The following is a 24,770-nucleotide window of genomic DNA, read 5'->3' as shown; positions in this document are numbered from 1 at the left end:
CGATAGCGGTGGGTCAGTCAACTGATGAAGCGACTGACCAACCGCCATCGGGAGCAAGCCCCCTCCCACATTTGGGCTGTAGCAGCAACGCCACCAACGCACTCCACCCGGTCTGGTGTGATGCCCCCAACCCCCGCCCGGTCTCGCCATGGAAATACTCATGGAACAACACCAGGTCACAGCTAAGCGGGTCCGCCTCCAATGGCGCATACCCGGCCATCGATGGCCGTGCACCGTTTTCATCCCGCAGAAACAAGCGGGTCAACCGCTGGCTTAGGCTGTCGGCCACCTCCTCCAGCGATGCCAGATACCCACTGCCCGTCGGGTACTCCACCGAGAAGTTGTCCGCGTAGTAGCGGTGAAATTCGCGCAGCGATTCGATCAGCATGTAGTTCACCGGCATCCACAATGGCCCGCGCCAGTTGGAGTTGCCGCCGTACAAACGTGAGTCGGATTCACCCGGCTGATACCGGGCGCACAAGGTGTCGCCATTCATCTTCAGCGCCAGCGGCTGCTCGGAAAAGGCCTTGGACAAGGAGCGCACGCCAAAGGCCGAGAGAAACTCCTCATCATCGAGCATGCGTCGCAGCAGATCCTTGGTGCGCTCGCCACGCAACAGCGCGAGTAACAGGCGATTGCCCTGGCCCGGTTCGTTCCAGCGCGACACCAGTTTGGCCAGGTCCGGCCGGTGATGCATGAAACCCAACAGCCGTTCACGCAACCCCTCCAGCCCTTCGTGCTCGCGCTGTTCCAGCACCAGCACGGCAAACAATGGCATCAGGCCGACGATGGAGCGCAGGCGCACCGGCTCGTTCTGGCCGTCGGGACGGTGCAATACGTCGTAGAAAAACAGGTCCTGTTCATCCCACAGCCCCTCGGCGCTGTCGTCGACCCGGTTGATGGCGCCGGCGATGTACAGGAAGTGCTCGAAAAACTTCACCGCAATATCGACGTACACCGCATTGCGCTTAGCCAACTCCAGGCCGATACGCATCAAGTCCAGCGCATACGCCGCCACCCAGGCGGTGCCGTCGGCCTGATCCAGCTGATAACCCGGCGGCAACGCAGCCGAGCGGTCGAACAAGGCGATATTGTCCAGCCCCAGGAAGCCGCCCTGGAACAGATTGCGGCCCTCGGCGTCCTTACGGTTGACCCACCAGGAAAAATTCAGCAGCAGCTTGTGGAAGATCCGCTCAAGGAAATCCAGATCGCCGACACCGGTCAGCGCCTTGTCCTGCTGATACACGCGCCAGCTGGCCCAGGCATGCACCGGTGGGTTGGCGTCGTCGAAACGCCATTCATAGGCCGGCAGTTGGCCGTTGGGGTGCATAAAGCGGTCCTTCACCAGCAACAACAACTGTTGCTTGGCATACGCGGGATCAATCAGCGCAAATGCTACCGCCTGGAAACCCTGGTCCCACGACGCGTACCACGGGTATTCCCAGGTATCGGGCATGGAGAGGATGTCGAAGTTGGACAGGTGCCGCCAATGGGTATTGCGGATATGCAGGCGCTCGGGCGGTGGCGCGGGCTGGGCCGGGTCGCCGTCGAGCCACTGGTTCACATCAAAATAGTAGAGCTGCTTGGACCACAGCAAGCCGGCCAGGGCCTGGCGCTGCACATTGCGCGCATCGTCATCGGCGATGCCTTGCTGCAAGGCGGCGTAGAAGTCATCGGCCTCCTGGCGCCGCTGTTCAAACAGTTTGCGCGCGTTGACCTCGGGGGCGTCCACGGGCGCAAAGCGCAGGTAAAGGCTTTGGCTTTGCAGGCCCGCCAGTTCAAGGATAAAGCGCGCGGCCACCTTGGTACCGGTGTCGCGGCGAATCGCAGCGTCCAGCCCTTCGACCACGTAGTCGTTGATCCCGTCCTTGAAAGGCCCCGGCGCCGGTTGCCCGTCGAGCAGCGGGAAGTTGCTTTCGTTCTCACAGAACAGCCATTCCAGGCCCTCCTGGCCCCAGGCGCTGAGATGCCGATCGGGCAGTTCATGATGACGGGCCAGCACGTATTCGCCGTCCAGCCTCAACTGCGGCTTGGGTGCATCAAAGGTCCAGCTCCAGTCATTGCGCGCCCACACCTGCGGCAACACCTGCAGGCGCGTCGGCTGCTGCGAACGGTTGTGCACGGTGACGCGCATGAAGATATCGTCGGGCTGATACTTGGCGTATTCGACGCTGACGTCGCAGTAGCGGTTGTCTTCGAACACACCGGTATCGAGGATCTCGTACTCGGCATCGCCCAGCCCACGGCGGGCGTTTTCGGCGATCAGGTCGGCGTAGGGAAAGGCGGCATGGGGGTATTTGTAGAGCATGCGCATATAGGCATGACTGGGCACACCGTCGACGAAAAAGTACAGCTCCTTGACGTCTTCACCGTGATTGCCCTCGGCGTTATTCAGGCCGAACAGGCGCTCCTTGAGGATCGCGTCACGCTCGTTCCACAGCGCCAGGCCCAGGCACCAGCGTTGCGCCTTGTCGCTGAAACCGGCCAGGCCATCCTCACCCCAGCGGTAGGTGCGGCTGCGCGCATGTTCATGGGGGAAGTAAGCCCAGGCGTCGCCGTCGGCGCTGTAGTCTTCGCGCACCGTGCCCCATTGGCGTTCGCTCAGATAGGGCCCCCACTCGCGCCAACGCTCGGCGTCCTGTGTCGCCAGGCGCTGGCCTTCAATCGTGTCCAGTATTCGGGTGTTGGGTGTGGCCGTCATCGGGTCCTCCATCGCCTACCAGGTGAGGAGCAGTGTAGAACCCAATGACGCCCGGGTGCACATGAAGACTTAGAAGATGGCGTACGTGTAGTTGAAGATCAGGCGCGTCTGATCCTGATCGGCGGTGCCGGTGTTTTTGCCGTGATAGGTACCGGTACGCAAGGTGGTACCGAAGCCTTTCAGAGGACCGGCCTGCACCACGTAGTCGAGGCGGAAGTCGGTTTCGTTTTCTTTCTGGTCAGGGCCACCGGCGACCTTCGACTTGATATCCGAACCGTCCAGGTACGCCACGGACGCTTTCAGACCCGGCACGTAGGCCTTGAAGTCATACGAGTACTGCCCGAAGTTGACCTGCTCGCCCGCCCGGGAGAACTGGCCCACCACCGCATCGGTGAACAGGTAGAAGTCGCTGCCGCCGGCACCTTGGGCGTGCGGATCGGCGAGGCTGCCCTGGTTGACCCACACAAAGCCGCCATCGTCACCCACGCCAATGTGGCCGAGCATCAAGCTGCTGCCGCCCAGTTGGTAGGTGAACGCGGCACTGTAGGTTTTGTTGTCCACTTCGTTCGCGTGCTTGGCGTAGCCGCCGTTGTTGTTGAACTGGTAGCCACTCTCGCCATTCTTGCCGTCGCTGCTGCTGTCGAAGTAACGCAGGTCGGTCTTGAACGACTGGTCGTTGCCCAGCGGCAGCACGTGGACCAGGCCGAAGTAGTTCTGTTTGTAGAAGTCCTGCAACTGGGCGTAGTAGTACTGCAACGTCAGGTTCTTCGCGACGACGTTGTCGGACGAACCAAACGGCTTATAGTCCACCCCACCAAACTTGAAGCTGTCGCTGTCGCGCGTACCACCGGCCACGCTCAAGCCCGTAGAGTTGCTGGAGGCACGGCCTTCGGCACGGTTCAGCTCACCGCCGGTGAAGGTGACGTTGGGGATGTCGCTGGAGGTAAGGATGCCGCCGTCAAAGGTTTGCGGCGCCACGCGGCTGTCGTTGGAGACCAGGATCGGCAGCACCGGCGCCAAACCACCACCGACATGCAACTCGGTCTGGGAAATACGGAACTTCACGTTGCCGGCCGCACGACCGAAGGCATCCGCCGGCTCGGTACCGTTGTTCTTGGTCGGGAAGAAGCTGTTGCCGTTACCCGCCAGGCCTGGGCCCGCGGTGTGACCATCACCGCCGTCCAGGCGCAGGGCGCCGAAGGCCATGACGTCGAAACCCAGGCCAACGGTGCCTTGGGTGAAGCCGGACTTGTAGTCGAAACGCAGCGCGGTAGCAGCTTCGCGCAAGTCGTTGTTGGTCCCCGAGCGGTTATCCGCGCTGTAGTACATGGTCCGCGAACTGACGGACGCATGGCTGTCTTCAAGAAAGCCGCTGTGGCCATTGCCCGTGCCCAGCGCGCCGAGCCCGAAGTCATCAGCGTAAACCTGTTGTGCAAGAACGGCGGCGGTGATCGACAACGCCAGTGTAGAAATTTTCATTAACTGCGGCCCCTGAATGTTCTTTTATCGTGTTTGGCGTGCAAAACAACTGTCAGCTCTGCAAACGTGGCGATTCTTTCACGCCGGCCAGGGTGGGCCTCGTGAAGCTTTCTTTAGAAAAGTGGGCGAAAAATGAAATTATCTGGCCGCCTATTTTTGTCATATTCACGTCATCTCATTCATTTGCAGAATGAAGTCCAGAGGATTCTTCGTTTGCACGCCTGCCCACCGGCCAACAAAATCCAGGCATAGGCCACCTCCATCGGCAACGTCATCAGGAATTTTTCTATGCACACCACCGCACATGTCAGCCCCGACGAGATCCGCAAGGGCTTTTCCAAGGCCATGTCCGACATGTACCGAGATGAAGTTCCCCTGTATGGCGCGCTGATGGAACTGGTCGCCGCCACCAACACCCGCGTACTCGACAGCGACCCGCGCCTGGCGCAACAGCTGCAGCGCACCGGCGAAATCCAGCGTCTGGACATGGAACGCCACGGCGCCATCCGCCTGGGCACTGCGGCGGAACTGGCGACCATCAGCCGCCTGTTCGCGGTGATGGGCATGCAGCCGGTGGGCTATTACGACCTGACCCCCGCCGGCGTACCGGTGCACTCCACCGCCTTCCGCGCCGTGCATGAAAGCGCGCTGCAAACCAGCCCGTTTCGGGTGTTCACCTCGCTGCTGCGCCTGGAACTGATCGAAAACCCCGAACTGCGCGCGTTTGCCGAAACCGCCCTGGCCAAGCGCTCGATCTTTACCCCCGGCGCCCTGGCGCTGATCGAACAAGCAGAGCAAGACGGTGGCCTCAACGCTGAGGATGCCGATGAGTTTGTGCGCCAGGCCCTGGAAACCTTCCGCTGGCACCACACCGCGACCGTCACCGCCGCGCAGTACCAGCAACTCAGCGACCAGCACCGCCTGATCGCCGACGTGGTGGCCTTCAAGGGCCCGCACATCAACCACCTGACCCCGCGCACCCTGGACATCGACCAGGTCCAGGCCGCCATGCCCGGCAAGGGCATCACCCCCAAGGCCGTGATCGAAGGACCGCCCCGCCGCCACTGCCCGATCCTGTTGCGCCAGACCAGCTTCAAGGCCCTCGACGAACCCATCGCCTTCACCGATGCCCAGGGCAGCCACAGCGCGCGCTTTGGCGAAATCGAACAGCGTGGCGTGGCGCTGACGCCCAAAGGCCGTGCGCTGTACGACCAACTGCTGAACGCCGCGCGCGATGAACTGGGCGCCTTCCCCAACGAGGGCAACGCCGCGCGCTACATGCAGTTGATGGAGCAGCACTTCCAGGCCTTCCCGGATAACCACGCGCAGATGCGTGAACAGGGCCTCGCCTACTTCCGCTACTTCGCCACTCAGAAAGGCCTGGCCGCACGCGGCCAGGCCGATCAACCGCGCACACTGGAGGCACTGGTCGCCGCCGGCCATGTGGATGTCGAACCGCTGGTGTATGAGGATTTTCTGCCGGTGAGTGCGGCGGGGATTTTCCAGTCGAACCTGGGGGACTCGGCGCAGAGTCACTACGCGGCCAATTCGAACCAGGCTGAGTTCGAGAAGGCACTGGGGCGCCAGACGATTGATGAATTGACGTTGTATGGCGAAACGCAGCAACGCTCGATGGATGAATGCACGCGGACACTGCTCGCGTAAAAACACAGAGTGCCCACCCGGCTCATCGGCGTAATCCTTGCGCCGCAACAGTCCCCAGAGCCGGGTGGGCGAGCGGCATCATAGACAGTGGCGTGAATGATGCCCCTAAGACAATCCTGAATAAATACGCTGTGCTTCTTGTAGGAGCGAGCTTGCTCGCGAAAAACTTGAGAACGCCGCGTTAAATCAGAAGAGCGGCGTAATCGTTGACGTTCTTCGCGAGCAAGCTCGCTCCTACTGGTGGGTCAAGATTTTCATTTAACCCAATCGCCCCACAATCTCGTCTTTGACCAACAGCCGCTTCTTCTTCAGCTTCTCCACATCCTCATCGCTGGCTTTGGCCGATTCTGCCTTCAGCACCTCCCCGTCGGCAGCGTCGTATTGAGTGAGCAGCGAGTCCAGGCGTTTGTCGCTCGCCCTGCGTTCGTGAACGGCTTCCTTGCTCAACCCCAAGTCCTGATACAGGTCGTGTTTCACTGGCATGGCGTACCTCCGCAAGTTGATCAATGGCTTACGCCCTTGAAGCTAGCCCATTCCAAGGGGTCTTGTCATGTCCGAGGGCAATTGCTCCCCGTTCGTCGCACCGCCGAGGATGGGATCAAACCTTTGCCACACCCTGCCCTCCACTGTAGATCGCCACCCGAGGGAGAACGGTTTCATGACTCACGCTGCCACTGCTGTCGACACCCTGTGCATCAACACGCTCCGCACCCTGGCCATGGACGCCGTGCAGAAGGCCAACTCCGGCCACCCCGGCACGCCCATGGGCCTGGCGCCGGTGGGGTATACGCTGTGGAGCCGCTTCCTGCGTTACCACCCCGAACATCCCGACTGGCCCAACCGTGACCGGTTTGTGTTGTCGGTGGGGCATGCGTCGATGCTGTTGTATTCGCTGCTGCACCTGGCCGGTGTGGTCGAGATCAATGCCCAGGGCGAACGCTCGGGGCAGCCGGCAATCAGCCTGGACGATATCAAGCAGTTCCGGCAGATGAGTTCCAAGACCCCGGGCCATCCCGAGTACCGCATGACCACCGGCGTGGAAACCACCACCGGTCCCCTGGGCCAGGGCTGTGCCAACAGCGTCGGCATGGCCATGGCCGAACGTTGGCTGGCCAAGCGCTTCAACCGCGACGGCCAGGTGCTGTTCGACTACGACGTCTACACCCTCTGCGGTGACGGCGACATGATGGAGGGCATCAGCAGCGAAGCAGCGTCGATGGCCGGGCACTTGAAGCTGGATAACCTGTGCTGGATCTACGACAACAACACCATCAGCATCGAAGGCCACACTGAGCTGGCCTTCAGCGAGGACGTGATCAAGCGCTTCCAGGCCTATGGCTGGCACACCTTGCACGTGACCGACGCGAATGACTTGCAGGCCTTGAGCGAGGCGCTGAACACCTTCAAGCGCAACACCGGCGCGCCGACCCTGATCGTGGTCGACAGCGTGATCGGCTACGGTTCGCCGCACAAGCACAACACCGCCGCCGCCCATGGCGAGCCGCTGGGCGATGAAGAGATCCGCCTGACCAAGGCCGCGTATGGCTGGCCCGAAGACTCAAGCTTCCTGGTACCCGATGAGGCCCGCACGGTACTGCGCGATGCACTGCTGGAGCGCAGCCAGCCGCTGTATGACGCCTGGAACCAGAACCTGTCGCAACTGGAGCAATACGCGCCCGAACGCGCCGACGAACTGCGCCGCATGCGCGCCGGCGAAATGCCGCAGCATTGGCAGGACGATTTGCCCAGCTTCGACACCGACGCCAAGGGTGTGGCCAGCCGTGCTGCCGGAGGCGAAGTGCTGAATGCGTTGGCCCAGCACATCCCCTGGCTGCTCGGCGGCTCGGCGGACCTGTCGCCCTCGACCAAGACCAACCTGACCTTCGACGGCGCCGGGCGCTTCAGCGCAGATGACTACAGCGGGCGCAACCTGCACTTCGGCATCCGCGAACACGCCATGGGCGCAATTGCCAATGGCATGGCGCTGTCCTACCTGCGGCCGTACACCTCGACGTTCCTGGTGTTCAGCGACTACATGAAACCGCCGATCCGCCTGGCCGCGATCATGGAGTTGCCGGTGGTGTTCGTGTTCACCCATGACTCGATTGGCGTGGGCGAGGATGGACCGACCCACCAGCCCATCGAACACCTGACCCAACTGCGCGCCACGCCGGGGCTGCTGACCTTGCGCCCCGGCGACGCGAATGAAACCCTGGAGCTATGGAAAGTTGCGCTGGCACAAACCCACCGGCCAAGTTGCGTGGTGCTGTCCCGCCAGCCCCTGCCGACGCTGGATCGTACAAAGTACGCGGCGGCCTCGGGTGCGGCCAAAGGTGCGTATGTACTGGCGGGAGCTGATGAGCCTAAGGTGATTCTGTTGGCAACGGGCAGTGAAGTCAGCCTGGCGGTCGCGGCGTATGAGCAGTTGAAAAGCGAAGGGATTGCCGCGCAGGTGGTTTCAATGCCCAGCTGGGAACTGTTCGAAGACCAGGACCAAGCCTACCGCGACAGCGTGTTGCCGCCGGCAGTGAAGGCACGGGTAGTGGTGGAACAGGCCGGCCCCTTGGGCTGGGACCGCTATGTCGGCCAGACCGGCGCCAAGGTGGTGATGAACAGCTTCGGCGCATCGGCGCCGCTGGCGAAGTTGCAGGAGAAGTTCGGGTTTACGGTTGAGAACGTGGTGAAGCAAGCCAAAGCGCAGATCCAACTGACGCAACGCTGAGCAAATGTGGGAGGGGGCAAGTCCCCTCCCACATTTGGATCTCATCGCTTGTTAGAACAGCTCTCGGGCCAGGAATGGCGCGGTGCGGCTGGTTTTGTTTTTGGCCACTTTCTGCGGCGTGCCACTGACAACCACCTTGCCACCTAAATCCCCAGCCCCCGGTCCGATATCGATCACCCAGTCACTTTGCGCGACCACGCGCATCTCATGTTCGACCACGACCACCGTATGCCCCGCATCCACCAGATGATTGAGCTGGCTGAGCAAACGGTCGACATCCCGTGGGTGCAGCCCGGTGGTGGGCTCGTCCAACACATACAACGTCGCGCCACGGGCATTGCGTTGCAGTTCGGTGGCCAGCTTGATGCGCTGCGCTTCGCCGCCGGACAGCTCTGTCGCCGGCTGGCCCAGGCGCAGGTAACCCAGGCCGATATCCCGCAGCACTTGCAGCGAACGCAATACGCCAGGTTGTTCGGCAAACACCGCCACCGCTTGTTCCACCGTCAGCCCCAGCACCTGGGCAATGCTCAGGCCTTGCCATTTGATCGCCAGGGTTTCGGGGTTGTAGCGCGCGCCATGACAGGTCGGGCACGGTGCATACACGCTGGGCATGAACAGCAATTCGACACTGACAAAGCCCTCGCCTTCACAGTTCGGACAGCGACCCTTGGCGACGTTGAAGGAGAACTGTCCGGCGTCGTAATCGCGCTTCTTCGCTGCCGGTGTGGCAGCGAACAGTTTGCGTACGTTGTCGAACAAACCGGTGTAGGTCGCCAGGTTGGAGCGCGGGGTGCGGCCGATGGGTTTCTGGTCCACCTGCACCAGACGACGGATATGTTCCAGCCCGGCACTGATGCGTCCGCCGCTGGTTTGCGGGGTGTCGTCTTCCAGGCTCGGTTCTTCGTCGTTTTCCAGCACCCGACCGAGGCCGCTGCCGACCAGCTCCAGCAGCGCCTGGCTGACCAGGCTGGACTTGCCCGAGCCGGAAATACCGGTAACCGCCGTAAAGCAGCCCAGCGGAAAATCCACGCCCAGGTCCTTGAGGTTATTGCGCGTAACACCTTCCAGGCTCAGCCAGCCGGTGGGTTCACGGCGCGCCTGATTCGCAGGGCGCTTTTCGGCAAACAGATATTCCCGGGTCTGCGACGCTGTAACGTCCGCGAGACCGGCAGGCGGCCCGCTGTACAGCACTTGCCCACCGTGCTCGCCAGCAGCCGGGCCCACATCGATCAGCCAGTCGGCGCGGCGCATGGTTTCCAGGTCATGTTCCACCACAAACAACGAATTGCCCGCCGCTTTCAAGCGTTCGAGCGCAGTGAACAACGCTTCGCCATCTGCCGGATGCAAGCCTGCCGAGGGTTCATCCAGCACATAGATCACGCCGAACAACTGCGAGCCCAATTGCGTAGCCAACCGCAGGCGCTGCAACTCCCCGGACGACAGGGTCGGCGTGCTGCGCTCCAGGGACAGATAGCCCAACCCCAATTCGATCAAGGTACTGACCCGCTCCAGCAGATCCGCGGCGATGCGCTGCGCCGCCAGGCGTTTTTCCACCGACAGCTTCATCTTGTCCTGCCCCGCCGCCACCGGCCGCAACAATGCGGCCAGTTGCGTCAATGACAGTTGCGACAACTCACCAATGTCCACTCCGGCAAACTTCACCGACAGCGCGGCCTTGGTCAACCGCTTGCCCTCGCACAACGGGCAGGCGCTGCCCTGCATGAACTGCGACACACGCTTTTTCATCAGCGCGCTTTGGGTGTGGGTGAAGGTGTGCAGGATGTAGCGCCGCGCACCGCTGAAGGTGCCCTGATAGCTAGGCTCCAATTTGCGCTTCAGCGCTTCGCGGGTCTGCTCGGGGGTGAAACCGGCATACACCGGCACGGTGGGGGTTTCTTCAGTGAACAGGATCCAGTCGCGCTGCTTTTTCGGCAGTTCGCGCCAGGGGATATCCACGTCATAGCCCAGGGTCACGAGGATGTCGCGCAGGTTCTGGCCCTGCCACGCCAGCGGCCAGGACGCCACCGCGCGCTGGCGAATGGTCAATGACGGATCGGGCACCATCAGCGCCTCGGTCACTTCATACACGCGCCCCAGGCCATGGCACTGCGGGCACGCGCCCTGGGGCAGGTTCGGCGAAAAGTCCTCGGCATACAGCATCGGCTGCCCCGCCGGGTAGCTGCCGGCGCGCGAGTACAGCATGCGGATCAGGCTCGACAAGGTGGTCACACTGCCCACCGACGAGCGCGCACTCGGCGTACCGCGCTGCTGTTGCAACGCCACGGCGGGTGGCAGGCCCTCGATGCTGTCCACATCGGGCACGCCCACCTGGTCGATCAGGCGTCGCGCATAGGGCGCCACCGATTCGAAATAGCGACGCTGGGCTTCGGCATACACCGTGGAAAACGCCAGGGACGACTTGCCTGAACCCGAGACACCGGTAAACACCACCAAAGCATCCCGGGGAATATCCACGTCGACGTTCTTCAGGTTGTGTTCGCGGGCGCCGCGCACCCGTACATAGCCAAGGTGCTGGGCAGTGATCGGGGGGATGGTGCGCTGTGAAGTCATGAACAACCTTGTCTGGCGGTGAGCACGCTGCGCAGCCGTTGCGTCAGGGCCTCGGGACTGTAGGGTTTGCTCAGCAGATGAATATCGGTGCTGAGCAGATGATTGCTGGAAAGAATGTCGCGGGTGTGCCCGGAGGTGAACAGCACCGCCACCGGCGGCGACTGAGCGCGGGCCCACTCGGCCAGGTCGGTACTTTTGATCCGGCCGGGCATCACTACATCGGTGAAGATCAGGTCGGGCCGCACCCCGCCCTGCAACGCTTGCATCGCGCGGTCGCCGTCCTCGGCGGTAAACACCGTGTAGCCGGCCTGCTCGAGCAGCTCCACCACGGTTACGCGCACGTCTTCATTGTCTTCAACCACCAGGATCGTCTCATCCGCACTGGTGTACAGGACCGGCTCAACGTGGCTCTCCTGGCTCTCTTCACCCAGGTCGCGAGGGAAATACATCTGCACCACGGTGCCCTTGCCCTCCTCGCTCCACACCTCCACGTGCCCGCCGCTTTGCCGGACGAAACCAAACACCATGCTCAAGCCAAGGCCGGTGCCGTGGCCGTTGCGCTTGGTGGTGAAAAACGGCTCGAACACCCGCGCCAGGATGGCCGGCGGCATGCCCACACCGATGTCCGTGACGGCCAGGCGCACGTACTCGCCCGGCTTGATGCTTTTGCCGATGCAATCCTTGGGATTGAGGATGATATTTTCGCCGGTGATGCGAATCACACCCTCGCCTTTCATGGCATCGCGGGCGTTGATCGCCAGGTTGAGCAACGCATTTTCCAGCTGGTTGCGGTCGACGTTGATGCACCAGGAATCCTGCGGCAGTTGCACGTCGATATGAATGGTTTCACCGAGTGCGCGCTGCAGCAGTTCGCCCAGCCCGGCATAGATGCGCTGCGGGTTATATACGGCCGGTGACAACGGTTGGCGACGGGCAAAAGCCAACAGTTGCGACGACAGTTTGGCGCCACGCTCCACCGCCGCGATGGCCGCCGTGACGCGCCGCTGTACCTGGGCATTCTCCGGTTCATGGCGGGCCAGCAAATGCAGGTTGCCGGCGATGACTTGCAGCAGGTTATTGAAGTCGTGGGCCACCCCACCGGTCAGGCCACCAATGGCTTCGAGCTTTTGCGACTGGCGCAATTGCTCTTCAGCGGCGGAACGTGCCTGGACTTCAGCGGCCACGCGTTGCTCCAGGTTATGGGTCAGTTCCTGGCGCAAGCGCTCGGAGTGCACATGGGCGGTGGTTTCCACCACAATCGCCAGCACACCGGCCGGCTGCTGGTCATCCCCGGCGACGGGGCTGTAGTAGAGATCCAGCCACACCGTTTCCGGCTGGCCGTTGCGCAGCAGCACCAGGTCTTTATTGTTGAACGATAGGGTGCCGCCGGCCAGGCAGGTGTCCACCACATGGCGGTTGAAGTCGGCCACTTCCGGCCAACCCAGCTCCACCGGCGTGCCCAGCAAATACGGATGGCGGCCACCGGCAAACACCGAATAGCTGTCGTTGTAGATCATGTACCCCGCGGGCCCCCAAAGCATCACCATGGGCACAGGGGACGCCAGCATCATCTGCACGGTACAGGCGAGGCTGGTGGACCAGCGGTCAAGCGGTCCCAGGTCGGTGGTTGACCAGTCAAATGCGCGAATTCGCTGGGCCATTTCGCCGGCCCAACCTTCACAGCCGTGGGGGTCGGATAAGAATTGCATCGTTCGGCTCTGCGCAGAGAAAGGACAGTCGCAATTTTTTGAGCGTATCAAGGGAAGATGGTTTCATTTTGTATAAATTAGGGGTTAATCACGCCAAACGCTACCGGCCTCAGTGAAAATCCCGGCTGCGCACCGTGATGCCTTCCAGCAGCGGCGTCAGGTCGGTCAGGCGCCCGGCGATCAGGTGCCGCACCTCGCCCACCGCCTCCCAGCGCCCGTCCACCTTGAGCAGGCGCGACCCCACCAGGGCCTGGCGCTGACGTTCGGCGAGGTCGCGCCAGACCACCACGTTGAGGTTACCGAACTCATCTTCGAGGGTGACAAAGGTCACGCCACTCGCGGTGCCCGGACGCTGCCGACCGGTGACCAACCCCGCGACACTGACATTACGCCCATGCTCCACCGCCATCAGCTCGCGGGAACTGCGGCAGCGCCGCTTGCGCAGCTCATCGCGCAGCAATGCCAGCGGATGCGGACCAAGGGTGGTGCCGAGCATCGCGTAGTCCGCGTGCAAGTCCTCGCCCACCGTGGGCGCAGGCAGCGCCACCACCGCCTCGTCAGGGCTGGGCAGGCCGGCGAACAGTCCAAGTTGCCTGTGCACCCCCGCCACATCCCAGCGCGCCTGGTGGCGGTTGCCGGCCAGGGCGCGCAGGGCACCGGCATCTGCCAGCAATGCCTGGGCACGCGCCTCCAGCCCGGCGCGTTCGTCCAGATCGGCAATATCGCTGAAGGCCCTGTGCTGACGTGCCGCTTCAATACGCCGCCCATCCTCTTCGCGAAACCCGGCGATCATGCGCAAGCCCATGCGAATCGCCGGTTGCTGGCCGTCGATGGGTTCCAGGCTGCAATCCCAGTCGCTGGCCTGCACATCCACCGGGCGGATCTGCAGGCGATGGCGCCGCGCATCCTGCAGGATCTGGTCCGGGCTGTAGAAACCCATGGGCCAGCTGTTGATCAGCGCACAGGCGAAGGCCGCCGGCTCATGGCATTTGAGCCAGCAACTGGCGTAGGTCAGCAAGGCAAAACTGGCGGCGTGGGACTCGGGGAAACCGTAGCTGCCAAAGCCCTTGATCTGCTCGAAGATCTGCGCGGCAAAGGCCTCGGTGTAGCCATTCTTCAGCATGCCGGTGCGCAGGCGTTCTTGATGCGGTTCGAGGCCACCGTGGCGTTTCCAGGCGGCCATGGAACGGCGCAACTGGTCGGCCTCGCCGGGGCTGTAGTCGGCGGCGACCATGGCGATCTGCATCACCTGTTCCTGGAACAGCGGGATGCCCAGGGTGCGTTTGAGCACCGTCTTCAGCTCCGGCGACGGATAGGTAGCAGGTTCCTCTTTGTTACGCCGGCGCAGATAGGGATGCACCATGCCACCCTGGATCGGCCCGGGGCGCACGATGGCCACCTCGATCACCAGGTCGTAGAATTTTTGCGGCCGCAATCTGGGCAACATCGACATCTGCGCCCGCGACTCGATCTGGAACACGCCAATGGTGTCGGCCTTACTGATCATCGCGTAGGTGGCCGGATCTTCCTTGGGGATCGTCGCTAGCGACAGGTCACGGCCACGATGGCGGCGCAGCAGATCGAAACAGCGGCGGATCGCGCTGAGCATGCCCAGGGCGAGGATATCCACCTTGAGCAGGCCCACGGCATCGAGGTCGTCCTTGTCCCACTGGATGATGGTGCGCTCGGCCATGGCGGCGTTTTCCACCGGCACCAGGGTGTCCAGCGGGTACTCGGAAATCACGAAGCCACCGGGGTGCTGGGACAGGTGCCGGGGAAAACCGATCAGTTGCTGGGTGAGTGTGAGCACGCGGCGCAGGATCGGGCTGTCGGGGTCGAAGCCGCCTTCGCGCAAGCGTTCCAGGGGCGGCGCATCGTCACTCCAGCGCCCGCAACATTCAGCCAGCGCGTTGATCTGGTCCGGCGGTAAGCCCAGGGCCTTGGCCACATCGCGCACCGCACCGGCCGCGTGGTAACTGCTGACCACCGCCGTCAGCGCCGCGCGGGTGCGGCCATAGCGTTGGAACACGTACTGCAGCACTTCTTCGCGGCGTTCGTGTTCGAAGTCGACGTCGATGTCCGGCGGCTCGTTGCGCTCCTTGGACAGGAAACGTTCGAACAGCGTGTTCATCAGGCTCGGGTTGATCTCGGTGATCCCCAGGGCAAAACACACCGCTGAGTTGGCCGCCGAGCCACGCCCCTGGCACAGGATCGAACGGCTGCGGGCGAAGCGCACGATGTCGTGCACGGTGAGAAAGTAGCTTTCGTAGCCCAGCTCGCTGATCAGTTCCAGCTCGTAATTGATCTGCTGCAAGGTCTTGGCATCGACCCCTTGCGGCCAGCGCTGGGCGATGCCTTCTTCGGTGACGGTGCGCAACCAGGATTTGGCGTCATGCCCCTCGGGCACCAATTCGCGCGGGTAGTGGTAGCGCAACTGGCTAAGGTCGAAGCTGCAACGCTGGGTGATGGCCAGGGTTTCGTCGAGCAGCGCTTGCGGGTACAGCGTGGCCAGGGCGTCGAGGCTGCGCAAATGCCGCTCGCCATTGGGGTGCAGGCGCGTGCCGGCTTCGGCTACCGGTACGTGATGACGGATCGCGGTCATGGTGTCTTGCAGGGCGCGGCGGCCGCGCGCATGCATATGCACATCGCCGCAGGCCACCGCCGGAATCTGCAGGCTGGCGGCCAGGTGCAGGCGTTGCTCCAGATGCCGCGCATCGTCCTGGCCGCAGTGCAGGTGCACCGCCAGCCACAGGCGTTCGGCGAAGGTACGGCGCAGCCACTGGATCGAGGCCTGGGTGTCGCTGTCTTCGGCAATCCATAGCGCCAGGAGGCCGTTGAGGGGTCGGTCGAAGTCTTCTTGCAGCAGGCGATAACGGCCCTTTTCAGCGCGGCGGCGGGCCAGGGTAATCAGACGGCACAGGTGCTGGTAGCCGCTGAGGTCCTGCACCAGCAGCACCAGTTTCGGGCCATTCTCGATGCGCACTTCGCTGCCGATAATCAGCGGCAAATCCACCGCCTTCGCGGCCTGCCAGGCCCGCACAATGCCGGACAACGTGCATTCATCGGTGATCGCCAGGGCGCTGTAGCCCTGGCGCTTGGCCCGCTCGAACAACTCCAGGGCGCTGGACGCACCGCGCTGGAAGCTGAAGTTGGACAGGCAGTGCAGCTCGGCGTAACTCATGGCCACCGCCGCCTGTAGGCGCGAGCTTGCTCGCGAAGCGCGTTAACGATGACGCGGGAGCCCTGGGTCATCGCGGTGCCCTTGCGTTTTTCGCGAGCAAGCTCGCTCCTACAGAGGCCGGTTGCAGCCTCATGCGAACCAGCCTTGCAGCCATAGCCCGTCGTTTTGCCCCACGCTGCGGTAGGCCCAGCCTTGCTGGCCGGCGCGGGTCTGGATCAGGTAGTAGTCGCGGCGAATATCGGCGCCGTCCCACCAGCCGGACTCGATGCGCTCCGGGCCCATGAGGATCTGCACGCCCTGCTCGGCCAGCAAGGTCGGTTCGTTCAGCAACCAACCGGGACGCTGGACCTTGTTCAAGGAGACGCACGGACTTTTATCCGCCGCCATTTGCCAGGCACATTCGGGGCGATGGTCGGCATGAAAGCGCAGGCCTTGCACCGCTTCATCCCCCAGGCGGGCACGCAGGCGTTCGCGCAGTTGCTCCCAGGGCAGGGTCTGTTGCGGGCGATCGTCGAACAGGTCCTGGCGTTGTGGCACGAACACCGGCAGGTCCTGGGCCACCAGGCGAAAGCCGCGCACCGGAGAACTGACCTGGACTTGCTCCAGGCGCCCACGGGCCAGTTCGAACAGCATCGCCGGTTCGCGCTCGGCACTGAGCAGGCCGACCGTGATTACGCTGTCCGGCGCCTGGGCATGTTCCAGGTGCAGGTCGAAGCGTTGCACGCCACTGTCGCGGCCGCAGAGGAAGGCCGAGAGGTCGGCGGTCAAACGGCGCAGGGGGAATAGCAACGCCTGGTGGGATTGCACATCGAAATTCAGCTCGATGCGCACATCGAACTGGTCCGGCGGCTGATAGAAGGCCAGGGCCAACGGCCGTTGCCCGCTCAACGCATCCAGGTGCTTGAGCAGGCCGGCGTCAAAGCGCCGCGCCAGGGTGTGCCGGGGCAACGCCTGCACCTGGGCCAGGGTGCGCAGGCCCATGCGCGATAACGCGGTGGCGGTCTGCGGGTCGAGACCGGTGCGGTCGATGGGCAGCGGCGCCAGGGCCTGACGCAACGCGTCATCATCGGCCACGGCCAAGCCATCGTAAAGATTGGCCAGCACCCGCGCCGCCGCCGGGTTGGGCGCAGCGACGATACGGTGACGAAAACCCAGCTCGGTGAGTTCCTCGCGCAAGCGTGCCTCGAACTGCGGCCAAGGTCCGAACAGGCCCAGGCTTGATTCAATCTCGAACAGCAACGCACGTGGGTAATACACACTGACCTGGGAACTGAAGCGGTAGGCCCAGGCAGCGAGAAACTGCTGCCAGCGTTCGATCTCCACAGGGTCGTACTCGGCGCTGGCAAATGTCTTGGCCAGGGCATGGGCCGCCGTCAGCGATTGACCGGGGCGCAAGCCCAATGCACGGGCGGCGTCATTGACGGTTTGCAGCACACGTCGCTGCGGGGTGCCGGCCAGCAATGCCAGGGGTTGATCCGGCTCGGGATGCACACGCTGCACCCCGTCCAGCGCCAATTGCGGGAAAACAATACAGACCCAGCGCATGGCAACCTCAGTGCCCCGCCAGTGCAATCGGCGCCGGATGAGCCAAGCCACCGCGGCACTTGAGCACCCGTACCTGCGCGGGTTTTGCCTCAACCGCCAAGCGTAAGGCGGCAGGCGATGGGTTGATCGCCTCACTCAAGGATCGCCAGGCAAACGCCAGGGTCTGGCCGGTTTCCGCCGCCACTTGCAAGCGCCGCAACGCCCGATCATCCGCCTTGCGCGGCCAGCACAGCACCGCGCCGCAACTGCCGGAGCGCAGGCACTGCTCCACTGCCCACAGCGCATCGCGGTCCTCGGCCTGGATCACCGAGAGCTGACGCAAATCCACCCCGGCGTTCTGCCAGGCGTGGGGATACGGCGTATAGGGCGGCGCCACCAGCACAATGCGCTCCCCCGCCGCCGACAACCGCGCCAGGGTCGGCAGCACCAGTTGCAGTTCGCCGATGCCTTCCTTGGCCATGAGGATTTCGCTCAAGGCCGACTCCGGCCAGCCACCCGTGGGCAACACCGCATCCAGCGCCGCCAGCCCCGTGGCGTGCACGCTGGCCGGGGGCGCGGCAGGCCGGCCTTTCCAGACGCGGCCGCCATTGAACAGCGTATCCAGCGCAACCACGGCGCCCATCAGCCTTGCCTCACCAGACCGCAGAACACCCCTTCGATGGCCAGGTCCTGGTCGGGGCCTACCACGATAGGTTCGTACGCGGGGTTGCGCGGCAGCAGGCGCACACGGTCGCCACTGCGTTCGAAACGCTTGATGGTGACTTCGCCGTCCAGGCGCGCCACCACAATCTGCCCGCTCAAGGCTTCGGCACTGCGGCGTACGCCCACCAGATCGCCGTCAAGGATGCCGTCTTCGATCATCGAATCGCCTTGCACCCGCAACAGGTAATCCGGGGTTTTCGCGAAAGTGGCAGGATCAAGTTGCAGGCGACTGTGCACTTCGGCATCCGCGCCGATAGGCCGGCCAGCCGCCACTCGGCCGAGCACCGGGACATCCAGCCACTCCGGGCGTACGGGCTGGTTGAGCAAACGAATACCACGCGCCTGGTTGGGGTTGACCTCGATGAAGCCGGCTTCGGTCAGCGCCACAACGTGTTTACGCGCGACGCTGCGGGACGCAAAGCCGAACGCCTCGGCGATCTCGGCGAGGCTGGGGGGTTGGCCTTGCTGCGCGATACGGTCGCGGATGAAGGTCAGGATGGCGGTGCGGCGGGGGGTCAGGGTTGTCATGGAGTACATTTGTACTCTTATAGGAAATTTCTTACAAGAACCGGTAGTCGGGGTTGGGTGTTATGCAGATTCAATGTGGGAGGGAGCTTGCCCCTCCCACATTGAACCGAGTACACCAGGCTCACAAACTCCGATCGGCCCAGAGGCCGCCAAGCTCAACCACCTCCCGCCATATGCTCCGCAATCCTGCCCCTCAACCACCGCTCCGCCGGGTCATTGTCATGCACCCCGCTCCACACCATCGACAACTCCGCCGCATCAATCGCAAACGGCGGGTCCTCTGCCCGTAGCGCCGTGCCCTCGGTCAACGCACATGCCGCATAATCCGGCACCGTCGCAATAATCTGCGTACCGGCCAGCAACGCCCGCAGCCCACTGAATTGCGGCACCGCCAGCACCACCCGCCGTGCACGGCCGATACGCGCCAGGTCCAGGTCGATGTTGCCGCTCAAGTCCCCGGAGAACGACACCATCGCATGGGGCCGCTCGCAGTACTCATCCAGGGTGAGCGGCGCCAACCCGTCATCACCGCGCAGTACCTTGCAGGGAATATCCCGCAGTTTCTTACGCTTGGCATTCGCCGGCAGTTCGGTGGTGTAGCTCACCCCCACCGAGATCTCGCCACTGGCCAGTAACGTGGACATCAGCAGGTAGTTGGCGCGGCGTACCACCACGATAATGCCGGGGGCTTCTTCGCGCAGTTGGCTGAGCAACGGCGGGAACAGGCCGAACTCGGCGTCGTCGGACAGGCCGATGCGGAACACCGCACAACTGGTGGAAGGGTCGAAGTCCTTGGCGCGGCTGACCGCGCCTGAAATGGTGTCCATGGCCGGTTGCAGTTCCTTGAGTATCGCCACGGCGCGCGGTGTGGGCTCCATGCCCCGGCCATTGCGCAGCAGCAACGGGTCGTCGAACAAATCTCGCAGCCGCCCCAGGGCCGCACTCACCGCCGGTTGGCCCATGAAGAGCTTTTCGGCAACCCGAGTCAGGTTCTTCTCGAACATCAGCGCTTCGAAAATCACCAACAGGTTCATGTCGACGCGGCGCAGGTCGTTGCGGTTCATGGCGGTATCCAAACGGTTAGCAGGCTGCCAGCTAAGCAGGCAAAACACTGTCTGGATTGCACGCCTGTGCTGTCTTTTTCGTGACCGCACCTGGCGAAATTAACAACGATTAACTCGCCAGCCAGACGGTCCGGCGCCAAAAATGAGCCGGTCTACACTGCATCCATTCACCGGGAACGCTCCCATCGACTGCGGATATTCGTCATGGCCCGACCTGCGTACTACTCTCCTCGCTTATCCGCTACCGGCGGCCTATGCCCACGGCGCGAGCGCATCGCCAAGCAATTGATCCTCGCCAACCTCGGCGAAAGCCTGGCGATTGCCGACCTGGCCCAAGCCTGCGCCCTGTCGCGCAGCCATTTCTCCCGCGCGTTCAAGTGCACCACCGGGCTGTCGCCCCAGGAATGGATACGCCAGCAACGCATCCAGCGGGCCAAGGAACTGATCACCGGATCCTCCTTGAGCCTCACGCAAATCAGCCTGGAGTGCGGGTTTTGCGACCAGGCGCATTTCTGCCATATGTTCACGCGCAGCGAGGGCGTCAACCCGATGACCTGGCGAAATCACCAACTGCGTCACAAGCCTCAAGAGATCGCCGCCTAGTGGTCTGCATGCGCCTGGAATATGCTGGCCGCTACTTTCCCCAGAACATGGCCACCCATGAGTGACCCACGCGACCAGGCCGTGCATTTCGGCCCCTACCGTATTCACCCGCACCAACGTCTGGTGCTGGAAGCCGGTCGCCCGTTGCGCTTGGGACGGCGGGCAGTGGATATCCTGCTGATCCTGCTGGAGCAGGCCGGCAATGTGGTGAGCAAGCAGGAACTGATCGCCCGGGTCTGGCCTAAAAGCGTGGTGGAAGACGGCAACCTGCGGGTGCATATGGCAGCGCTGCGCAAGGCCCTGGGCGATGGCCAGGCCGGGCAGCGCTATATCGTCACGGTGGCCCAGCGCGGCTACAGTTTTGTGGCACCACTGAGCATCGAGCCGATGAGCCTACCCACCGAAGGCGCGCCCCAACGCCCGAGCCACAACCTGCCGCTGCGACGCACGCGCATGCTCGGCCGCCAGGCCCTGATCGACAGTCTGGTGCAGCACCTGCCCGAGCAACGCTTTATCACCCTGACCGGCGCCGGCGGCATCGGCAAGACCACCGTCGCGTTGCGCGTGGCGGAATTGTTGATCGGGCATTACCCCGACGGGATTCGCCTGCTGGACCTGGCGCCTCTCAGCGCACCGTCGATGATCCTGCCCAACCTCGCCGCGCTGCTCGACCTCACCCACACCGAGCACGAGCCGCTGGCTGTGTTTGCACGCCGCCTGCAGGAGCGCCAGTTGCTGCTGGTGATCGACAACTGCGAGCACCTGCTGGACGACATCGCACTGATCAGCGAGACCCTGCTGCGCCACGCGCCCAAATTGCACATCCTCGCCACCAGCCGCGAGGCCTTGCGCGCCGAGGGCGAGTCGGTGCAACGCCTGGAGCCCCTGGCCTGCCCGCCCGCCACCGGCAACCGCGCCCAGGCCTTGGGCTATCCGGCCCTGCAACTGCTGATCGAGCGGGCCATGTCCCATCAGGACAGCTTCGAACTGAGCGACGCCGAACTGCCCCTGGCCATCGACATCTGCCAACGCCTGGACGGCATTCCCCTGGCAATCGAGTTGGTGGCCGCGCAGATCGAACGCTTCGGCCTGCCCGGCCTGCTGGTGCAAATGGAAGACAACTTCCGCCTGCTCACCCGTGGCCGACACAGCGCCCTGCCCCGCCATCAAACCCTGCGCGCCACCCTGGACTGGAGCTTCGAACTGCTCACCGGCTGCGAGCAAATCTGCCTGCGTCGCCTCGCGGTGTTCCGGGGTGGTTTCAGCCTGGCCAGTGCTGCGGCGGTGATCGCCGGGCAAGAGGTTGCGCCGGCCGAGGTGCTGGGTTCGATCACCCAACTGGTGGCGAAATCCTTGCTCAATGTGGAGGCCGGGGATGACGAGGTGGTCTATCGCCTGCTGGACATCACCCGCACCTATGCCCTGGAAAAACTCAGCGTCGCCAATGAACTCGACGCCACCCGTGAACGCCACGCCAACCGCTGCCTGGTGCTGATGAACCAGGCGCAGGACGATTGGGAGCAGACCGCCACCCAAGCCTGGATCGACCGCTATGCCCCGCTGCGCGAAGACATTCGTGCCGCCCTCGACTGGGGCCTGGGCGACCAGGGCGTCCACCTGCTGGGCATTCGTCTCACTGTCAGCGCCACGCCGCTGTGGCAGGAGTTGTCGCTGCTGCGCGAACACGGCCTGTACGTGGGCAAGGCCCTGACGCGGCTGGGGCAATCGAGTGCGCCGAGCCAGCGTTTGAACATGGCCTTGCAGTTGGCATTCGGCAGCTTTTCCTATCACGCCCAGGGCGGCACGCCGCAGACCATCGAAGCCTTTGCCTGTGCGCAGCGCCTGGCCGAAGCCGACAAGAACCTGGTCGGCCAACTGCGTGCGGTATCAGGACAAATGGCGGTCAGCCTGTGCGGCGGCAACTACCACGAGGCCTTGAAGCAAAGCCTGCATTTCGACCGATTGGGGCCTCAGGCCGAGCCGTTGCTGGCCCTCAGCGCCCAACGCCTGAGGGTGCTGGCGCAGCACTTCGCCGGCCACCAGACGCTGGCGCAGCAGAATGCCGAACAGGTGATCCAGAGCATGGCCCAGAGCGGCCATCTCAACCGATTTACCCACGGATTTGGCGTGCAGTACGACCAGAGCGTGGCCTCGTTGACCATCCTCGCACGCATCCTGTGGCTGCGCGGTTTTCCCGAACGTGCGTGGCGCACCGCAAGCCAGGCGCTGGAGTTGGCGTTGCAGATCAACCACGGCACGTCGATTTGCTACACCCTGGCCCTGGCGGGGGTGGTCATCGCCCATTACAACGGCGACAGCCTCGCAGCCCGCGACCAGTTGGACCTGCTGCTACAGCAGGCGCAAAAACATTCGGTGCAGTTGTTCCACACCTGGGCGCAATGCTACGAAGGCACGGCGCAGATCGCCGATAGGCAGGGGTTGGGGCTGGTCGAAGACATCCTGGTGACCTTCAACGCCCGTGCAGTGGATGAGGCCTTGTTCGAACGCGCCCGGAGCGGTGCCGCCGGCTGGTGCAGCCCGGAAATCCTGCGCGTGCGCGCCGAGGCCATGCCCGATGCCAACGGGGCTGAGGCGCTGCTGCTCGAAGCCCTGGGCCTGGCACACCAGCAAGGCGCGTTGGCCTGGGAGCTGCGCTGTGCGGACTCCTTGGCGCGGCTGTGGCAAAAACAGGGTCGTGTGCAGGCCGCCCGCGACCTGCTGGGTTCGGTCTACGCGCGATTTACCGAAGGCTTCGCCACCCACGACCTAGTCCGCGTACGCCGCCTGCTCGACGAGCTGCAGGACAAACGGCCGGCCTGAAAACGTCCCCAGGTAATGCCCATAGCCCTGCTGCAGACGCGCCACCTGCTGCGGGTTGCGCAGGAGTGCCAGGCCATAGCTGCGCACGCTGTTGAGCAGGCGATAGCGTGGATAACCCGGACCGGGTTCCACGCCCAGCAGCGAGGTGCCGACCAGGCGCCCGAGCAGGTACGACAAATCAGCGTGTTCCAGCTCGGTGCCGGCCACCAGCTTGCTCAGGGTGGGCAAGGTCACGGCCATCTTGAATAAGCTCAATTGCAGGAACAGCCAACGCTCCGGCAGGCTCAGGCGCTGGTATGTCCAGTCCAGGGCGGCGGTCAGGGATTGGTGGCGCTCCACCGCCGTGCGGCGGCCCCGGGTCAGTACCTGCAACCCACTGTGCAACTGCGCCTGTAAACCGCGTACGCCCAACGCGTCCACCTGGGCCGCCGCCAGTTCAAGGGCCAGGGGAATACCGTCGAGGCGCCGGCAGATGTCCCGCAACGGCGCCAGGTCCTGGTGGCGCAATACAAAGCCCTGTTGACCGGCACACGCCCGCGCGACGAACAGTTGCACGGCGGGGAACGCCATCGCCTGTTCAATACTGCCCACCGCCGACGGCGCCGGCACGGCCAGTGGGGGCACGCGCAGCACCCATTCGCCTGGGGCCTGCAACGCTTCGCGACTGCTGACCAGCACGCTGACCTGGGGCGCGTTTTCGCGCAGCGCCCGCAAAAGATGTCGACAGGCACCGAGCAGCAGGTCGGCGCCGTCGAGCACCAGCAGCAATTGCCGGGACACCAGTTGGCGGCACAACTCAGTGACACTGCCGCTGGGTTCCAGATGCAGGGCCGTGGCCAGGTGGCGCAGCATCAGCAGCGGTGTCTCCAGGGTGGCCAGGTCGACCCACCACACACCGTCGCGGTAGCGCGGCAACACGCGCTCGGCCAGCGCCAGGGCCAGGGTGCTCTTGCCCACGCCGGCGCAACCGGTGAGGGTTATCAGGTGCTTGCCGGACACCCGCCGCACCAGTACGCCCAGCAGCTCATCGCGACCGATCACCGGGCTGAGTCGGGTGGCGAGGTTATGCCGGGGCAGCACCGTGGCGGCCGCAACCTCCACAGGTGCAACAAAACAGTAACCGCGCTGGGGGTCATTGAGGATAAGGCGTTGCCCGTCGAGGGCACGGCGCAGTGCGGCGATGTGCACCCGCAGGTTGTTCTCTTCCACCACACTGCACGGCCAGACCCGCTCGATCAGGGTGGCCTTGCTGATAAATTGCCCTGGCGACTCCAACAGTACCGCCAGGATATCCAACGCCCGCCCGCCCAGCGACACCGGCCAACCCGCCTTGCTCACCAGTCGCTGCTGCCGGTGAAAGACATAGTCACCGAAACGCACCGTGCTATCCGCGTCAATCGCCAGAGGGATATTCATGTCTGCAATCGCGCTGGAACACCCGGTCTTGGGCTTCCGCGCATCCTTTTCCATGGGCTCGACG

Annotated in this window: 15 protein-coding genes and 1 pseudogene; 5 read left to right on the top strand and 11 right to left on the bottom strand. The window is 63.7% G+C overall.

Going from position 1 to position 24,770, the window contains the following annotated elements:
• Positions 1-13: 13 nt before the first annotated feature.
• Positions 14-2,701: a glucosidase gene (locus J1G35_RS22995; protein WP_223016099.1), complete on the bottom strand. Its 2,688-nt coding sequence runs from the start codon at positions 2,699-2,701 to the stop codon at positions 14-16.
• 69 nt (positions 2,702-2,770) lie between these two features.
• A complete protein-coding gene (locus J1G35_RS22990) occupies positions 2,771-4,180 on the bottom strand; it encodes an OprD family outer membrane porin (RefSeq protein WP_053128266.1) in 1,410 nt (469 codons plus the stop codon).
• Between the two features lie 288 nt (positions 4,181-4,468).
• Here J1G35_RS22990 and J1G35_RS22985 point away from each other — a divergent pair, with 288 nt between their 5' ends.
• Complete coding sequence (locus J1G35_RS22985; RefSeq protein WP_223016098.1) at positions 4,469-5,845, top strand: VOC family protein; 1,377 nt, start codon at positions 4,469-4,471, stop codon at positions 5,843-5,845.
• A 258-nt stretch (positions 5,846-6,103) separates the two neighbouring features.
• Here J1G35_RS22985 and J1G35_RS22980 read toward each other — a convergent pair whose 3' ends face one another.
• Entirely contained in the window at positions 6,104-6,328 is a 225-nt protein-coding gene (locus J1G35_RS22980) for a DUF465 domain-containing protein (RefSeq protein WP_053128262.1), read from the bottom strand.
• A 175-nt stretch (positions 6,329-6,503) separates the two neighbouring features.
• Between J1G35_RS22980 and tkt the strand changes: the two genes are divergently transcribed.
• Positions 6,504-8,567, top strand: coding sequence for a transketolase (gene tkt / locus J1G35_RS22975; RefSeq protein ID WP_223016097.1), 2,064 nt, complete (start codon positions 6,504-6,506; stop codon positions 8,565-8,567).
• 51 nt (positions 8,568-8,618) lie between these two features.
• Here tkt and uvrA read toward each other — a convergent pair whose 3' ends face one another.
• From uvrA to J1G35_RS22960, 3 genes are all read right to left on the bottom strand, one after another.
• The gene (uvrA, locus tag J1G35_RS22970; protein WP_223016096.1) at positions 8,619-11,138 is read right to left on the bottom strand and encodes an excinuclease ABC subunit UvrA; all 2,520 of its coding nucleotides are present in this window, start codon (positions 11,136-11,138) and stop codon (positions 8,619-8,621) included.
• Entirely contained in the window at positions 11,135-12,847 is a 1,713-nt protein-coding gene (locus J1G35_RS22965) for an ATP-binding protein (RefSeq protein WP_223016095.1), read from the bottom strand. Before J1G35_RS22965 ends, uvrA begins: the two co-directional genes overlap by 4 nt.
• Before the next feature lie 109 nt (positions 12,848-12,956).
• Complete coding sequence (locus J1G35_RS22960) at positions 12,957-16,028, bottom strand: error-prone DNA polymerase (protein ID WP_223016094.1); 3,072 nt, start codon at positions 16,026-16,028, stop codon at positions 12,957-12,959.
• Between the two features lie 26 nt (positions 16,029-16,054).
• Between J1G35_RS22960 and J1G35_RS31035 the strand changes: the two are divergent.
• Positions 16,055-16,141, top strand: a pseudogene (locus tag J1G35_RS31035) (outer membrane lipoprotein carrier protein LolA); the annotation flags it as partial.
• Positions 16,142-16,157: 16 nt separating this feature from the next.
• Here J1G35_RS31035 and J1G35_RS22955 read toward each other — a convergent pair.
• The 4 genes from J1G35_RS22955 to J1G35_RS22940 all read right to left on the bottom strand — a co-directional run bounded on the left by J1G35_RS22955 (position 16,158) and on the right by J1G35_RS22940 (position 19,867).
• Positions 16,158-17,573 (bottom strand): DNA polymerase Y family protein, encoded by a 1,416-nt coding sequence (locus J1G35_RS22955; protein ID WP_223016093.1) that lies wholly within the window; start codon positions 17,571-17,573, stop codon positions 16,158-16,160.
• Positions 17,574-17,580: 7 nt separating this feature from the next.
• Positions 17,581-18,195 carry a translesion DNA synthesis-associated protein ImuA gene (gene imuA / locus J1G35_RS22950; protein ID WP_223016092.1) on the bottom strand — a complete coding sequence of 205 codons (615 nt, stop codon included), beginning with the start codon at positions 18,193-18,195 and terminating at the stop codon, positions 17,581-17,583.
• Positions 18,195-18,812 carry a transcriptional repressor LexA gene (gene lexA / locus J1G35_RS22945; protein WP_223016091.1) on the bottom strand — a complete coding sequence of 206 codons (618 nt, stop codon included), beginning with the start codon at positions 18,810-18,812 and terminating at the stop codon, positions 18,195-18,197. Before lexA ends, imuA begins: the two co-directional genes overlap by 1 nt.
• Before the next feature lie 146 nt (positions 18,813-18,958).
• Positions 18,959-19,867, bottom strand: coding sequence for a LysR family transcriptional regulator (locus J1G35_RS22940; RefSeq protein ID WP_053128246.1), 909 nt, complete (start codon positions 19,865-19,867; stop codon positions 18,959-18,961).
• Between the two features lie 204 nt (positions 19,868-20,071).
• On the opposite strand from J1G35_RS22940, the gene J1G35_RS22935 reads away from it, so the two are divergent.
• Together J1G35_RS22935 and J1G35_RS22930 are read left to right on the top strand one after the other, a co-directional pair.
• The gene (locus J1G35_RS22935) at positions 20,072-20,470 is read left to right on the top strand and encodes an AraC family transcriptional regulator (protein ID WP_053128244.1); all 399 of its coding nucleotides are present in this window, start codon (positions 20,072-20,074) and stop codon (positions 20,468-20,470) included.
• Between the two features lie 57 nt (positions 20,471-20,527).
• Positions 20,528-23,290: a winged helix-turn-helix domain-containing protein gene (locus tag J1G35_RS22930; protein ID WP_223016090.1), complete on the top strand. Its 2,763-nt coding sequence runs from the start codon at positions 20,528-20,530 to the stop codon at positions 23,288-23,290.
• On the opposite strand, the gene J1G35_RS22925 is transcribed toward J1G35_RS22930, so the two are convergent.
• Positions 23,237-24,760, bottom strand: coding sequence for a winged helix-turn-helix domain-containing protein (locus J1G35_RS22925; RefSeq protein WP_223016089.1), 1,524 nt, complete (start codon positions 24,758-24,760; stop codon positions 23,237-23,239). The genes J1G35_RS22930 and J1G35_RS22925 overlap by 54 nt on opposite strands.
• Positions 24,761-24,770: the final 10 nt, after the last annotated feature.

Origin of the sequence: Pseudomonas sp. SH10-3B, assembly GCF_019891415.1 — a bacterium.
Lineage (GTDB): Bacteria > Pseudomonadota > Gammaproteobacteria > Pseudomonadales > Pseudomonadaceae > Aquipseudomonas.
This window is presented reverse-complemented; position numbering and strand designations above follow the sequence as displayed.

What these genes read in the sequence shown, in the direction of transcription:
- J1G35_RS22925 (WP_223016089.1), bottom strand. Translation starts at nt 24,760, where the DNA reads ATGGAAAAGGATGCGCGGAAGCCCAAGACCGGGTGTTCCAGCGCGATT.
- J1G35_RS22935 (WP_053128244.1), top strand. Translation starts at nt 20,072, where the DNA reads ATGGCCCGACCTGCGTACTACTCTCCTCGCTTATCCGCTACCGGCGGC.
- J1G35_RS22930 (WP_223016090.1), top strand. Translation starts at nt 20,528, where the DNA reads ATGAGTGACCCACGCGACCAGGCCGTGCATTTCGGCCCCTACCGTATT.
- imuA (WP_223016092.1), bottom strand. Translation starts at nt 18,195, where the DNA reads ATGGGCGCCGTGGTTGCGCTGGATACGCTGTTCAATGGCGGCCGCGTC.
- J1G35_RS22940 (WP_053128246.1), bottom strand. Translation starts at nt 19,867, where the DNA reads ATGAACCGCAACGACCTGCGCCGCGTCGACATGAACCTGTTGGTGATT.
- J1G35_RS22955 (WP_223016093.1), bottom strand. Translation starts at nt 17,573, where the DNA reads ATGCGCTGGGTCTGTATTGTTTTCCCGCAATTGGCGCTGGACGGGGTG.
- J1G35_RS22990 (WP_053128266.1), bottom strand. Translation starts at nt 4,180, where the DNA reads ATGAAAATTTCTACACTGGCGTTGTCGATCACCGCCGCCGTTCTTGCA.
- J1G35_RS22965 (WP_223016095.1), bottom strand. Translation starts at nt 12,847, where the DNA reads ATGCAATTCTTATCCGACCCCCACGGCTGTGAAGGTTGGGCCGGCGAA.
- J1G35_RS22985 (WP_223016098.1), top strand. Translation starts at nt 4,469, where the DNA reads ATGCACACCACCGCACATGTCAGCCCCGACGAGATCCGCAAGGGCTTT.
- J1G35_RS22995 (WP_223016099.1), bottom strand. Translation starts at nt 2,701, where the DNA reads ATGACGGCCACACCCAACACCCGAATACTGGACACGATTGAAGGCCAG.
- uvrA (WP_223016096.1), bottom strand. Translation starts at nt 11,138, where the DNA reads ATGACTTCACAGCGCACCATCCCCCCGATCACTGCCCAGCACCTTGGC.
- lexA (WP_223016091.1), bottom strand. Translation starts at nt 18,812, where the DNA reads ATGTACTCCATGACAACCCTGACCCCCCGCCGCACCGCCATCCTGACC.
- J1G35_RS22980 (WP_053128262.1), bottom strand. Translation starts at nt 6,328, where the DNA reads ATGCCAGTGAAACACGACCTGTATCAGGACTTGGGGTTGAGCAAGGAA.
- J1G35_RS22960 (WP_223016094.1), bottom strand. Translation starts at nt 16,028, where the DNA reads ATGAGTTACGCCGAGCTGCACTGCCTGTCCAACTTCAGCTTCCAGCGC.
- tkt (WP_223016097.1), top strand. Translation starts at nt 6,504, where the DNA reads ATGACTCACGCTGCCACTGCTGTCGACACCCTGTGCATCAACACGCTC.